Origin of the sequence: Paenibacillus mendelii (genome assembly GCF_024498075.1) — a bacterium.
GTDB lineage: Bacteria > Bacillota > Bacilli > Paenibacillales > Paenibacillaceae > Paenibacillus_Z > Paenibacillus_Z mendelii.
In genome coordinates, this window is record NZ_JANHOF010000001.1 from 886,659 (window position 1) to 899,715 (window position 13,057).

Annotated in this window: 12 protein-coding genes; 1 reads left to right on the forward strand and 11 read right to left on the reverse strand. The window is 52.4% G+C overall.

Annotated elements, in window-relative coordinates:
• Positions 1-6: 6 nt before the first annotated feature.
• The 6 genes from NNL21_RS03815 to lepB form a co-directional block, all read right to left on the reverse strand.
• Complete coding sequence (locus NNL21_RS03815) at positions 7-921, reverse strand: ABC transporter permease (protein ID WP_204816106.1); 915 nt, start codon at positions 919-921, stop codon at positions 7-9.
• The gene (locus NNL21_RS03820; RefSeq protein ID WP_204816756.1) at positions 918-1,850 is read right to left on the reverse strand and encodes an ABC transporter ATP-binding protein; all 933 of its coding nucleotides are present in this window, start codon (positions 1,848-1,850) and stop codon (positions 918-920) included. Before NNL21_RS03820 ends, NNL21_RS03815 begins: the two co-directional genes overlap by 4 nt.
• Positions 1,851-1,909: 59 nt before the next feature.
• A complete protein-coding gene (locus tag NNL21_RS03825; RefSeq protein ID WP_256555038.1) occupies positions 1,910-4,345 on the reverse strand; it encodes a DUF8725 domain-containing protein in 2,436 nt (811 codons plus the stop codon).
• A 124-nt stretch (positions 4,346-4,469) separates the two neighbouring features.
• Positions 4,470-4,781: a heavy metal-binding domain-containing protein gene (locus NNL21_RS03830; RefSeq protein WP_204816108.1), complete on the reverse strand. Its 312-nt coding sequence runs from the start codon at positions 4,779-4,781 to the stop codon at positions 4,470-4,472.
• 53 nt (positions 4,782-4,834) lie between these two features.
• A complete protein-coding gene (locus NNL21_RS03835) occupies positions 4,835-5,194 on the reverse strand; it encodes a DUF3889 domain-containing protein (protein ID WP_204816109.1) in 360 nt (119 codons plus the stop codon).
• An 84-nt stretch (positions 5,195-5,278) separates the two neighbouring features.
• Positions 5,279-5,833, reverse strand: coding sequence for a signal peptidase I (lepB, locus tag NNL21_RS03840; protein ID WP_204816110.1), 555 nt, complete (start codon positions 5,831-5,833; stop codon positions 5,279-5,281).
• A gap of 180 nt (positions 5,834-6,013) precedes the next feature.
• On the opposite strand from lepB, the gene NNL21_RS03845 reads away from it, so the two are divergent.
• Positions 6,014-7,234: an MFS transporter gene (locus NNL21_RS03845; RefSeq protein ID WP_256555040.1), complete on the forward strand. Its 1,221-nt coding sequence runs from the start codon at positions 6,014-6,016 to the stop codon at positions 7,232-7,234.
• An 86-nt stretch (positions 7,235-7,320) separates the two neighbouring features.
• On the opposite strand, the gene NNL21_RS03850 is transcribed toward NNL21_RS03845, so the two are convergent.
• The 5 genes from NNL21_RS03850 to NNL21_RS03870 form a co-directional block, all read right to left on the reverse strand.
• Positions 7,321-7,806, reverse strand: coding sequence for a YlbF/YmcA family competence regulator (locus NNL21_RS03850; protein ID WP_204816111.1), 486 nt, complete (start codon positions 7,804-7,806; stop codon positions 7,321-7,323).
• Positions 7,807-7,829: 23 nt separating this feature from the next.
• The gene (gene miaB / locus NNL21_RS03855; protein ID WP_204816112.1) at positions 7,830-9,425 is read right to left on the reverse strand and encodes a tRNA (N6-isopentenyl adenosine(37)-C2)-methylthiotransferase MiaB; all 1,596 of its coding nucleotides are present in this window, start codon (positions 9,423-9,425) and stop codon (positions 7,830-7,832) included.
• A gap of 189 nt (positions 9,426-9,614) precedes the next feature.
• Complete coding sequence (pduL, locus tag NNL21_RS03860) at positions 9,615-10,199, reverse strand: phosphate propanoyltransferase (protein WP_256555041.1); 585 nt, start codon at positions 10,197-10,199, stop codon at positions 9,615-9,617.
• A gap of 112 nt (positions 10,200-10,311) precedes the next feature.
• Positions 10,312-11,178: a 2-oxoacid:ferredoxin oxidoreductase subunit beta gene (locus NNL21_RS03865; RefSeq protein WP_204816113.1), complete on the reverse strand. Its 867-nt coding sequence runs from the start codon at positions 11,176-11,178 to the stop codon at positions 10,312-10,314.
• Between the two features lies 1 nt (position 11,179).
• Positions 11,180-12,913: a 2-oxoacid:acceptor oxidoreductase subunit alpha gene (locus NNL21_RS03870; protein WP_204816114.1), complete on the reverse strand. Its 1,734-nt coding sequence runs from the start codon at positions 12,911-12,913 to the stop codon at positions 11,180-11,182.
• Between the last annotated feature and the right edge of the window lie 144 nt (positions 12,914-13,057).

A 13,057-nucleotide genomic window follows, 5' to 3' on the forward strand; every position in this document is an offset into this window, starting at 1 on the left:
AATTGTCTATTGCCTATGCTTGCTCCTCTTATAGACGGGACGAATATACCGAATGCTGAGTACGATCGCCACGATGGAGACCACGCTATAAATCAGGATAAATTCCTTCCACAAGTCAAAATGCGCTTGACCGCTGTTCAGGTGGAACACCTGCTTCGTAATGCTCGTATCAAAGATGCTAAGCAGCGCCGCTACCGGATTCCAGGCAGCGATGTGGCCCACCCAGCCATAGGAGGCAGGATTATAGGTAGCACTGCCGCGGTTCAGCTCCTGCAGCACCTGATTCACCAGCAAATAAATAAACCCGGTTCCGCCAAAGATGAACAGCGTCGTTCCGTACGTAACGATAACCGATACCATCGTTCGTTTGAACAGCGTGGAAAACAGTATACCCAGCGAACCGAGCGTCACCATCAGAAAAATAAAAAACAAAAATACGAGCAGCATCTGCCGCGGCGATATGCCGCCATACAAGAAGACGACGCTGTATACCGGCATCGTAGCCGTAACCAGCAGCAGCATGAAGCTGAGCGAGGAAGCCAGCTTGCTGAGGACAATCGTCGTCGAGCTCTGCTGCGTCGTCAGCAGCAGGCTGAGCGTTTGCTTCTCCCTCTCGCCGCTAATAACGCCGGCAGTTAATCCCGGTGCCATGAACGCGATCAAGCCAAGCTGAACAGCACTAATAAAGTAAAACATCATCCGGCTTTGGCCGGGGTCGAATACCGAGCTGCCCCGGTTCGTAAGCACGGTCGTTACATAGATGAAAGCGAACGCGAGCCCGCCGATCACCAGCAGGTAAAAGAATAGCGACCACATCGAACGGGGTGTCCGCATGCGCAGCCGGAACTCTTTATCGAGTACCGGATTAATCAATTTGTTACGCCACGTACGAAGGCCACCGCCTAGTGAGTTCCGGCTCATTGCGCACCGTCGCCCCCTTTCGTAATTTCAAGGAATACATCTTCCAGATTCGTCTGCGCCTCGCTGAACGAAACCACCCGGAAGCCGTTTTCCACCAAGCTTTTGATGAGTCCGGCCTGTTCCTCGTCCTGTCCCTCGTAATGGACATGGATGCCGCTCTCGTCGCGCATCAGCCTGCCAATATGCGGCTGATCTCTCAGGAAGCGCTCCGCCTCCTCCAGCATGCCGAGCAATCGGATATACAGCACCCGATTGACACGCAAACGGCTCTGAATATCGGCAATGTTCCCTTGGGCGACGAGCTGTCCGTGCTCGATGACGCCGATCTCGTCGACCATCTCGGCCAGCTCCGGCAAAATATGCGAGGAGATGATAATCGTTTTCCCCATCGACTTCAGCTCTTTCAATATCTCGCGCATCTCGATACGAGCCCTCGGATCAAGACCGGAAGCCGGCTCGTCTAGAATTAACAGCTCCGGATCGTGCACAAGGCAGCGGGCAAGGCATAAACGCTGCTTCATCCCTCGCGACAGCGTATCTACATAAGCATCCTTCTTGTCGCTCAAATTAACGAGCTCGAGCAGCTGAGGGATCAGCTCATCCCGTTCCGCTTTGGGAATGCCGTAGCTTGCGCCGTAGAAATGCAAATATTCCGTCGTCTTGAATTGGTCGTACACGCCGAAGAAGTCCGGCATGTAACCTATGCGCTTGCGCACCTCTTTCGGATGGGTGGTGACATCGTAACCGTCGACCTTCGCCGTTCCGGCCGTAGGCACGGCCAGCGTAGCCAGAATGGACATCGTCGTCGATTTGCCCGCTCCGTTCGGTCCGACAAAGCCAAATACGCAGCCTTTCGGAATAATGAGATCGATCCCCTTCAATGCCTGGAAGGTACCGAAGGTTTTCGTCAATCCGCGTATCTCTATCATCGGCCTATCCGGCTCTTGATCTATAGGGACATCTACATTCGCTCCCGAAGAAGTTTGCATCATTTCTTCACCTTCCCTTCCAGTGCGATTTGCGGCAGCACCGTCTCGACTCTCGCATCGGCCCCAACGGTATATTTCATATTCACCGTACCAGCAGCCGTCACGAAATCCGCAGCATTCATCTCCCAGGTCATCCCGCTGCCGGTCACCGCCGCCCATTTGCCTTCTCGTTCATTCCATATGCTAAGATCAGGCTGAAGCTGACTACCCGCCGCGGTTGCCGTGACGCTGAGCTTCTCGTACACAGCCCCCTGTATAGCAGGTAACGTATAATTAAATAGTAGATCGCCTTTCGTTAAAGCCATCCAGCCATCTGAGCGGCTCTCCGTTTGATTCATCGTCGTCGATTGAATCGTAGGTTGAAGCATGCCGTACGGCAGCGTGATGCGATCATCCTTCACAGGGTCGATTGTAATCCGCTGCACCCACATCGTTAAGGTGTCGCTCTTCACTTGCTTGCCGTTGACATCAAACCAAGGCTTCGCGCTGGCCGTATAGCCGATGATGACGGGCTGCGTTGATCCGAGCATGACTCCTCCGCGGTTCGAGGTGTCATTGATGTACGCATTGATCAGCCTGCGTTCTCGCTCATATTGATCCAGCCGGTTATTAACCGGGTAAGGGAACATGATCGAAGCATAGTCGACATACCCGCTCGTGTATGGCGTGGTCTTCGGCTTCACCGTTACGTTCCCGGATTCGCCAACCTTTAAATCGCCTACTTTATAGGCTTGTCCGTTCCAGAGCACGTGAATGTCGGTCATGTCCGAGACGGTGCTGTTCGTTAAAGCCATCTCCGTATTCTGTCCCGCTGAATCGATGGTCGTTTGAATTTGTCCCGTATCCGCGACCAATGCACGGTCTGTATATGTCTTGCGCGTCGACCAGAATGGAACCTCCAGCCACTTGATCTCTGCATTCTGCGGACCGGCATAGACCGTCTGGAGCGCTTCGTCGTCAACCCCGCCGCCCGATCCCCCAAACCCATTATCGTTCGAATAGGGTACGAGGGATTGCGGCTCATTAAACTTGACCTTCACCGTCCCACCCGTCGGCGCGAACACGGCCGTAACGCCTGATTGGATGCCATCTCCCGCACCCGTCAGCTCGACCGTTCGCACCGTATGCGTCATGGTGCTGCTCTTGTCCGATGCCCCGATGAAGAAGATCGCCACAGTGCTGATCACGGCAATCGACGGAATGATCCACCAGGCCCATTCCCGGCGGTCCAGCCGTTTCAGTACGATGAATAAGAGCGGAGCCACTATGAATAAATAAGCTAGAAATAGATAGAAGAGTATGGAGAATCGCGGCATCTTAATAGATGGAAACATGTCCGCGATCGTTTGCAGCTCCCAGAACGAGTTTCCTCCCATTTGGACGAATCCGACACCTGGCTGCATGAGCTGCAGATGGCTCTGCAGCAGCTTCGCCCATAAACCTGGGCTGCCGTTCCAAGAGGCCATCGGCTCGAGTGAAGGGTCGAAGGCCACGTATACGACTTCTCCACTGCCTACAGACCATTTGACAGCAAGCGGGATTCCCTCTTCCTGCAGCAGCGTCTGGCTGCCTTCCTTGGCCGCTCCGGCTGAAACGGTGAGTGGCGAAGACAGCTTAAGCGATTTTCCTGACGCCGCCTCCAGCGCGGTCGTTGAAGTAATGGTCTGCGTTCCGCTCGCGGCGACCGGAATGATCTCCGCGAATGGAGCGGCCGTCTTTCCGTATCCGGCACCGCCGGCTACGACCAGCGTTCCGCCTCGTTTGACCCAATCCGTAATCGCTTGGATCTGCGCTTTGCTCCAGCTGTCTGATGCTGCGTCATTGAGAACAAGCAGATCGAGTGTGTCGAGCATAAGCGCTTCATCCGGCAGCTTTGCCGGCTCGAGCGGAATGGTTTGAATATTATAGCCCTTCTGATTCAATGTCGGCATGAAATTAAGGGTGTCCGGATCCCTTGCGAGGACTCCGATTGTGTTGTTAGAGGTCATTGTGTTCGTTAAGTAATTTTTCGTGCCGGTCAGCGCAATCTCCTTACCGGACTCTGAAGTGCCTTCGTAATACCGGATGCGATGATTATTCTTCGCAAGCGACATCCCCGGCAGCGCAATAGATAGCTCGATCGGCGTCTCCTTAGGCAGCTGGGCTTTGATCGCATAATTAATCATTTGCCCGCTCCATGGCGACTTGACCGAGATAACCAGCTCTCCGTTCATATCACGTCCGGTCTGGTTGGTCAACGTGAAGAAGACAGGGAACCATCGCCCCTCCTTCACTAAAGCTTGATACCCGACGGAAGCCTGCATGTCAATGCCTTTCGCGGCGTCGTTCGTTTCCGCATATACCTTTCCTGTCGGCATGCCCGCAACCGGAAGTGACCAAATCGTCAGCAAGCAGACAAGTAAAGCTACAAAAGTGGTTCGTCTGAAAGACAACACGTGCGGTTCTCCTCTCTGCAATTGATTTCCTCTCTTTGACGACAATGACAATTGAAAAGTTTCGCCGGCAATCTATGCAACGAAAAAACAGCATCTGTCAGAAACAGATGCTGTTTGATTCGAATTATATACGGACTGCCGTACCGCTAACCGCAACCATGAGCATCCCATCACGGATGACCTCGTAGTCCACATCAATGCCTACAATGGCATTGGCTCCCATTCGGGATGCTTGTCCGCCCATTTCGTTGAATGCTACATCCCTGGCTTCCTTCAGCTTCGCTTCATATGCGCCCGATCGTCCGCCGACTATATCGGTAATCGAAGCGAACAGGTCACGTACGATATTGGCTCCCATAATGGCTTCCCCGGTCACGACACCCAGGTAATCGATAACCGGCCGTCCCTCAACAGTTGGCGTTGTTGTAAATATCATATTCAATTCCCCCTATCATAATGATTCATATACGCTGACGTTTGTTTCACGTTTCAAATGAATCGGTAGTGCGATCCGTAACGGCCAACCGACTTGCCATCCTCGGTAAATTGAATTTGGACGATGTGCTCGGAGTCCTTCTCGAACCAGATCTGTACTTTAACACCGAACTGGCGCGTTCCGCTATTGAGCAGCAGCTTGAAGGATTCTGATATCACGCCCGGACGGTCCGTTTTTCGGCCCAAATGCTTGTAGTCGACAATATCGGCCCGGTAGCGTTTGGCTGTTTCCTGCATCGCAATACGTCCCCACTTGGCATAGTCAGGCTCCGCCATAACCTCTCCACTATGCGAATAGCCAAGCCCTATACCGAACAGAACCAGAATGACGAGCGCTTTGACTCCCATCTTCATGTATAACACCTCCGCTAAATTGCGTAACGGTGGTATTGTTCCTCTGGTAGCATTTCCCTATTCATTCTCGCATACCGGAGTGGATTAGTCCAATCCGCCGAACTTATCGAGCGGCCACAACCGGAATATCGCACGTCCCTCGATGCTCGATATCGAGATCGGTCCCAGCTCGCGGCTGTCCGTGCTATGTTCCCGGTTATCTCCCATGACGAACAATTTGTCCTCCGGCACCTGATAAGGAACCTCCAGCCCGTTCGGATACGTACTGCCTTTCACATAAGACTCCTCCGTCAGCGTTCCATTCACGAAGATTTGCCCATCTTTCATGTCAATCACATCACCGGGCAAGCCTATGACCCGTTTGATCAACCGAAGCTCGCTCTCAGGACCGTTTATGATTACGATATCCCCCCGGTCAGGCTGTTCGAACCGGTACGTTATTTTGTCCTCGATCAGACGTTGTCCGGCGAACAGCGTCGACTGCATGGAGACGTTCCTGACCTCCGTCTGCGCAAACGCATAATTCTGGATGAGCAGCGCTGCAATAACAGCGACGGATAACGAAACGACCCAATCCCGGGTTTCTCGCAGCCAGCTTTTCTTGTTCTGTGTGATCGGTCCTTCGGTCTTCTTGTTCATGGGCCCATCTCCTTCCGCGATTTGAGACGATGCGGTCTCGCTTGATAGTACCCTTTCATACGCTGGATTTCGCTATAAAGTTTCTGATGCGGGTTCCTTTTTTAGAAAAATGATTGCTGCTCCACGCCGCTTGCGATAAAGTTAGGAGGCTTACGATTCTAATTTGAAGGAGTGGCATTCGTGCAGACTCAGCCCGCCGCCGCCCATAACCGCCCCTCAATCGTGACGGGCCGGGCGGATCATTTGATCTTTATCGCGGTTACCCTGCTATATTGGTCGACCTTATATGTTTATGTTCCTATTCTACCACCGTTTATGAGCGAAAGCGGCCATTCCGCGATGCTGATCGGAATCGTCCTGGGCAGCTATGGCTTCACCCAGATGGTGGTCCGCTTCCCTCTTGGACTCCTCTCTGACAAGCTGCATAAACGCAAACCTTTCTTAATTCTTGGCTTGCTCTCAGGAGCGTTGAGCTGCTTATTGTTCACGATCCCAGGCTCTTGGCTGTGGCCCCTTGCAGGTAGAATCATGTCCGGCGTTAGCGCATCGGCTTGGGTGGCCTTCACCGTCTTGTATGCCGCCTATTTTGCGACCGGTGAAGTGACAAGAGCCATGAGCAATATCAGCTTTATGACAGTTGCCGGCCAATTGTTCGGAATGACGCTAAGCGGATGGCTGGCAGGTGCCTACAGCTGGAACGCTGCCTTCATTGCCGGAATCGCTTTCGGCGTGGCCGGTCTCGTTCTTGCATTTGCCATCAAAGAACCCAAGGAGGGCGTTGCGCGGGCTCCAATATCACTCACCCTGCTCGGTGAAATCGTCCGTGAGCGGACGCTTGCCCAGGTCTCGACCTTATCCATTCTGGCTCATGGCATTCTATTCATTACGATGTTCGGCTTCACGCCGCTCCAGGCAACGGAGCTCGGCGCCGATAAAGGGGAGCTTACCCTGATCGTGATCGCATTCATGGTGCCTCATGCGCTCGTCTCGCTCATTACCGGACGCTATCTCGCGCCGCGGTTCGGCACTTGGAATGTTATCGCCGTCGGCTTCGGCTTAAGCGCCTTGTTCACGGTTGCCATCCCGTTCTCCCCTTCACTTGGCTTACTCGGTCTGACACAGGCCTTCAACGGATTGGCGCAAGGCTTGCATTTCCCTCTGCTGCTCGGTCTTGCGATACAGCCCTTCGAACCGGCCAAACGCGCAACGGCAATGGGGTTCTACCAAGCCGTTTACTCGACTGGGATGTTTGCGGGGCCGTTTCTTGCGGGCTTTATCAGCGATCGCTTCGGTCTGGAAGGCGGTTTCTGGTTGGGAGGCGCGATTGGCTTGGCGGCCCTGCTGCTCACACTCTGGTGGAAACGAGCTGCCCGCCTCCAGCAGCACGGGATCAGCCGATAAATTGTAAAAAGCCGTGATGTCTGCTCGGTGCAGGCATCACGGCTTTTACGTTCACCCTATGGCGGGGTTAGATACGTTGTAAAAAATTAGACGTCGCAGTTCTCCGGATCCTCTGAGGTCACGTCTTCCATATTGATTTTCTCAGCTACCGTATCACGGATAATGGAAACCACCGTTTGCAGCAGGTAGTTGATGTCCGCCTGGCTTTGTTGAAATTCCGTAATGATCGGGATACCATCAAGCTCGTCTTGGAGCGTCTCGATCTCGGCTTCGATTTTTTTGACCATATCCGCATTCTTGAAGGTCGTCTCGAAAGCTACGATTTCCTTCTGCTTCTTCTTGAGCTTGGCGATCATCTCTTGTATGCGGTCATTGCCTTGAATCTGCTGTTCAGCGCGGCGGTACTGCTGCACTTCCTCGGATGTGAAGAGCATCTCGGCCAGCTCTTTCGTCTTGGCCATGATGTCCTCGCGAACGATGATATCCTCCGTATTGAATTGCGGCACCCCGCATCCGTCCTCATGCCCATGCTCGTACGAATGATTCGCTGTTGTTGTTTGCTCGTTTGCCATCTGATTCCCTCTCCTTGCTTCGTTTAAGAAACGGCTTCTTCTCGTGCAGGCGCACTGACCGGCTCTGCTTTGGTATACCAGGTTTGCGGTTCGGTCAGCTTAACGTGAACGAATTCGCCGATCCACTCTTTCGGTCCTTCCAACAGGACGAGTTTATTCGTCCGTGTCCGGCCAGACAGCACATTTGCATTATTCTTGCTTTCACCTTCTACCAGAACCTCGACGATTTCGCCGCGCTGCTCCTCGTTCTTAGCCCGGCTCAGCTTCGCGATCAAATCATTGAGGCGGTAGAGACGTTCCTTCTTCACTTCGATCGGGATGTTATCCTCCAGGTTTGCAGCAGGTGTCCCTTCACGGAGCGAATAGATGAACGTGTACGCCGAAGCGAACCCGACCTCCTCTACAAGCGAAAGTGTTTCTTGGAACTGCTCTTCCGTCTCGCCAGGAAAACCTACGATGATATCGGTCGTCAGCAGCGCATCCGGAATCGCCTGCTTGATTTTCCCCACCAGCTCCAGATACATCTCCCTCGTATAATTACGCCTCATCCGCTTCAGGACGGCGGAGCTTCCCGACTGTACCGGAAGGTGGATATGCTCTACCAGGTTGCCGCGTCTTGCCAGCACTTCAATCAGATGATCGTCAAAATCACGCGGATGGCTTGTCGTAAACCGGATACGCGGGATATCGATCTTGTTGAGATCTGCCATCAGATCGCCAAAACGGTATTCGATATCAGCAAAATCCTTGCCGTAGGCATTGACGTTCTGCCCGAGCAGCGTAACCTCTTTAAAGCCTTGGCGCGCCAGCTCGCGGACTTCGGCAATCACATCCTCCGGACGGCGGCTGCGCTCCTTGCCGCGCGTGTAAGGGACGATACAATACGTACAGAACTTATCGCAACCGTACATAATATTGACCCAAGCTCGCATCCCTTCGCGCTTCTTGGGCAAGTTCTCGATAATGTCGCCTTCCTTGGACCATACTTCGACGACCATCTCTTTGCTGAACATCGCGTTCTGCAGCAAATGCGGCAGCCGGTGAATATTATGCGTGCCGAAGATCAGATCGACGAAGGAATGCTTCTGCAGAATGCGGCCGACAACCGATTCCTCTTGAGACATACAGCCGCATACGCCCAGAATGAGATCCGGCTTCTCGATCTTCAGATGCTTCAGATGTCCCAGCTCTCCGAACACCTTGTCCTCAGCATTCTCGCGAATCGCGCAGGTATTCAGCAGAATGACATCCGCTTGGTTCCGGTCTTCCGTCGACACATAGCCCATTTGCTCGAACAGGCCTTTCATGACCTCGGTGTCATGCTCGTTCATCTGACAGCCAAATGTATAGATTAAATAGGTTTTCCCATGGCCGAATGTCTTCATGTCTTCCGGAATAGCAAACTCATAATGGACCTGAACATCTTCTTTGCCCCGGCGTTTCTCGTCTTTGTAGCTCGGAGCAGAGCTGATGGTAATATCGCGGCCTTTGATTCGGTATGTGGTATTGCCGTCTTGTTCCTTAAGAATCTTCGCACCCGAGAAGTCAAAATATTTGGAGTAGTCCTTCTCGTTCTTAACGGGCTGCATGTCCGAAGAGTTGTTATTCCCCTTAGTCATTCGTAATAAGTCACTTCCTTTTACATGGCATCCATGAACGCATTATAACATTTTACCAACCGCTTATCCATTCGAAAGATCTAGAAGTCTGTGAAGAAATAACGGATCTTCTATGAATATATTCAAAAAAACCTCATCGAGGAAGGATCTGCTCTTAAGGCAGCTTCATCCTCGATGAGGTTGCAGCAACTAATTTCCGATAATTTCAGCCGAATCGCCTGTTTTGGCACCTGCCGCATTGGCTTCATCGGTATCGATATGCATATCCAAGGCATAGCTTGGCGAAACGCGGGCCACGACGTTCTCAAGCACAAGGCCGCGCTCTCCCTGCAGCCTTACCGATAAGCGCTGCTTGTCCGCAATCCCCCACCGCTCCGCATCACTCGTATGAAAATGGATATGCCGGGCAGCTACAATTACGCCTTCCTCAATCTGCAATTCACCCGCAGGTCCTTTGATCGTAATCCCGGCAGAGCCTGCTATATGGCCCGATTCCCTTACGGGAGGGTTGATCCCAAGCGAGAATGCATCCGTTCGCGATACTTCCAGCTGCGTCTCTTTCCTTACGGGTCCTAATATACGCACTTTGGGGAAGTTTCCCTTGGGACCGATCACTTCCACCGTCTCATTGGCCGCGAATTGGCCGGGCTGAGAGAGCGGCTTCATCTCCGTCAGCTCCGCCCCCTTGCCGAACAAAATCTCTACATGCGCTGTGGATAAATGGATATGTCTGGCCGATACACCGACCGGTACGATTTTCATATGCTGTCTCATCCTTTCTAGTTCCTCCACATTATATCAATGAAGCTGCATTGTTCAAAAACATAAAAAGGCATACGGCCCATTTGGTCCGTATGCCTTTAGAGGGGTCTTGAGAGGTACAATCTTATTTAAACTCAGTCAGCAGCTTATCAAACTGCTCTTGCGACATTTGGATATCCTGGTTGGCAAGACCTTGCTCTTCGAAGCCGACTACGAGATCCTCGTACGACTTGCGAACCGTGTTCTGGTAGATCAGACCTGTTAGCATACCATTCGTCTCCATGATTTTGTTCATGGCGGCGATGCGGTTTGACGGATCGTAATCAGGGAATTGATCCAGGTTAACGATATTCTCTTTAAACCAATCATACGTGTTCACTTTGTTGAACGTCACGCATGGGCTGAATACGTTAATGAGCGAGAAGCCTTTATGATTCAGTCCCGCTTCAATTAAAGCCGTCAGCTGCTTCAGGTCGCTCGAGAACGATTGTGCGACGAACGTCGCGCCGGCCGACATCGCAATTTCAAGCGGCGAAAGCGTCGACTCGATCGAACCCTCCGGTGTCGACTTGGTCTTGAAGCCTTCCGCACTGCGCGGCGAGGTTTGACCCTTCGTCAAACCATAGATTTGGTTATCCATGACGATATAGGTGATATCAAGGTTACGGCGGATCGCATGAACGGTATGGCCCATTCCAATCGCAAAGCCGTCGCCGTCACCGCCAGAAGCGATAACTGTCAACTCACGGTTGGCCAGCTTCACGCCCTGTGCGATAGGCAGTGCCCGGCCATGAATACCGTGCAGGCCATAGGCGTTGATGTAACCGGAGATACGGCCGGAACAGCCGATACCTGAGATAACAGCCAATCGTTCCGGCTCAAGTCCCACGTTCGCGGCAGCACGTTGAATGGACGCCTGCACGGAGAAGTCTCCGCAGCCTGGGCACCAGTTCGGCTTGACGTTATTACGAAACTCTTTGAATGTCGCCATCTTAGATCAGCTCCTTACAAGCTTTGTACACTTCGGAAGGAAGGAACGGGTTGCCGTCGTATTTAAGCACGCTCTCGATTTTGTCCGCATTGCCCGCATACAGCTTCACTTGGGAAGCAAGCTGGCCCGTTGCATTGTTCTCGAGTATGACGACTTTCTTCGCTTTCTCGAGCTCCGCTTGAACGATACTTGTTGGGAACGGATGAATTTGACGGATGGTAATGTGGTTCGTACGCAGACCGTCCGCATCCAAACGGCTGCGGGCCTCGTCGATTGTCCCGCCTGTCGAGCCCATGCCGATGATAAGTAGATCCGCATCATTATGAGGCGCATCCGTACGCACGGCATCACGGATTGTCATTCCATTAAGCTTGTTCAACCGTTTATCCATCATCTTCTGACGGTTGACGGCATTCTCAGATGGCCGGCCCACCTCATCATGCTCAACGCCTGTCACATGGTGAATACCGGATTTATCTCCAGGAAGCACGCGCGGCGAAACGCCGTCTTCCGTAAATTCGTAACGCTTGAAATATTGATTGTCTTCCAGCTCCGGCAGCTCGCGAACGAGCTTGCCCCGTTTGATTGGAATTTCGCCCAGATTCAGCGTACCGCATGATTGCTTGCCCAGCGAGAGCTGAAGGTCTGTCATGATAATAACGGGAACCTGATATTCCTCCGACAAATTGAACGCTTCGATCGTATCGTAGAAGCAGTCTTCGATGGATGCCGGCGAAATGACGATCTTCGGTATTTCACCATGTGTTCCATACACCATTGCATTCAGGTCGGATTGCTCCTGTTTGGTAGGCAACCCTGTAGATGGGCCCCCACGCTGCGTATTCACGATAACGAGCGGAGTTTCCGTCATTCCGGCCAGTCCGATTGCCTCCATCATCAGTGAAAGACCAGGACCTGCTGATGCGGTCATGGTACGTACACCGGCGTAGTTAGCGCCGATTGCCATCGTGACAGCCGCAATTTCATCCTCGGTCTGAACGACGGTTCCGCCGAATTTCGGCAGCTTCTTAATCAAATATTCCATGATCTCGGAAGCCGGCGTAATCGGATAGGCGGACATAAGACGGCAGCCGGCTGCAATAGAGCCAAGCGCAATCGCTTCATTGCCGATCATGAACAGCTTCTGCTTGCCGTCAGCCGGCTCCAGCTTGAACTCGTCGAGCGGACCTCCTGCTTGCTCCAGCACAAATTCCGAGCCGCGTTTAACCGCCTCGATGTTTTTTTCTACGATAGCCGGACCTTTGCGTCCGAATTCTTCTTCCACCGCTTTGTTAAACACGTCTACCGGCAGTCCCAGCAGCGCCCAGGAAGCTCCGGAGGCCACCATGTTCTTCATCAACGAAGTGCCGAGTTCTTCGGCAATCGCCGTGATGGGTACCGCAAACAGCTTCGCATTGACGCCTTCTGGCAGCGTCGGATTGAATTTTGCGTCCGCTACGACTACCCCGCCCGGGCGAAGCTCATGTGAATTTAAATCAATGCTCTCTTGGTCGAATGCGACCAGTATATCCAAATCATCGGATATCGCGCGAATTGGATTCGTGCTGATCCGAATTTTATTATTGGTATGACCGCCTTTAATACGGGATGAGAAATGACGATACCCGTACAAGTAATAGCCAAGTCGGTTTAATGCCGTCGAGAAAATACGGTCTGTACTTTCGACCCCTTCCCCTTGTTGTCCCCCGATCTTCCAAGACAATTGACTGATCAAAATGAACATCTCCTCTTTTTGACGAACATGCGATGACTTGCGGCATCTTTTAACTAATAAATAAAATTTTTCAACAGTCAAATAAATTTTATGACTGTAGGTCCTAAAAAGCAAGGTATAACCGTGAATTATACACATAGCGGT

Coding starts and splice junctions, on each gene's coding strand:
- lepB (WP_204816110.1), bottom strand. CDS start 5,833: ATGAACAAGAAGACCGAAGGACCGATCACACAGAACAAGAAAAGCTGG.
- NNL21_RS03830 (WP_204816108.1), bottom strand. CDS start 4,781: ATGATATTTACAACAACGCCAACTGTTGAGGGACGGCCGGTTATCGAT.
- NNL21_RS03850 (WP_204816111.1), bottom strand. CDS start 7,806: ATGGCAAACGAGCAAACAACAACAGCGAATCATTCGTACGAGCATGGG.
- pduL (WP_256555041.1), bottom strand. CDS start 10,199: ATGAGACAGCATATGAAAATCGTACCGGTCGGTGTATCGGCCAGACAT.
- NNL21_RS03815 (WP_204816106.1), bottom strand. CDS start 921: ATGAGCCGGAACTCACTAGGCGGTGGCCTTCGTACGTGGCGTAACAAA.
- NNL21_RS03835 (WP_204816109.1), bottom strand. CDS start 5,194: ATGAAGATGGGAGTCAAAGCGCTCGTCATTCTGGTTCTGTTCGGTATA.
- NNL21_RS03865 (WP_204816113.1), bottom strand. CDS start 11,178: ATGGCGACATTCAAAGAGTTTCGTAATAACGTCAAGCCGAACTGGTGC.
- NNL21_RS03820 (WP_204816756.1), bottom strand. CDS start 1,850: ATGATAGAGATACGCGGATTGACGAAAACCTTCGGTACCTTCCAGGCA.
- miaB (WP_204816112.1), bottom strand. CDS start 9,425: ATGACTAAGGGGAATAACAACTCTTCGGACATGCAGCCCGTTAAGAAC.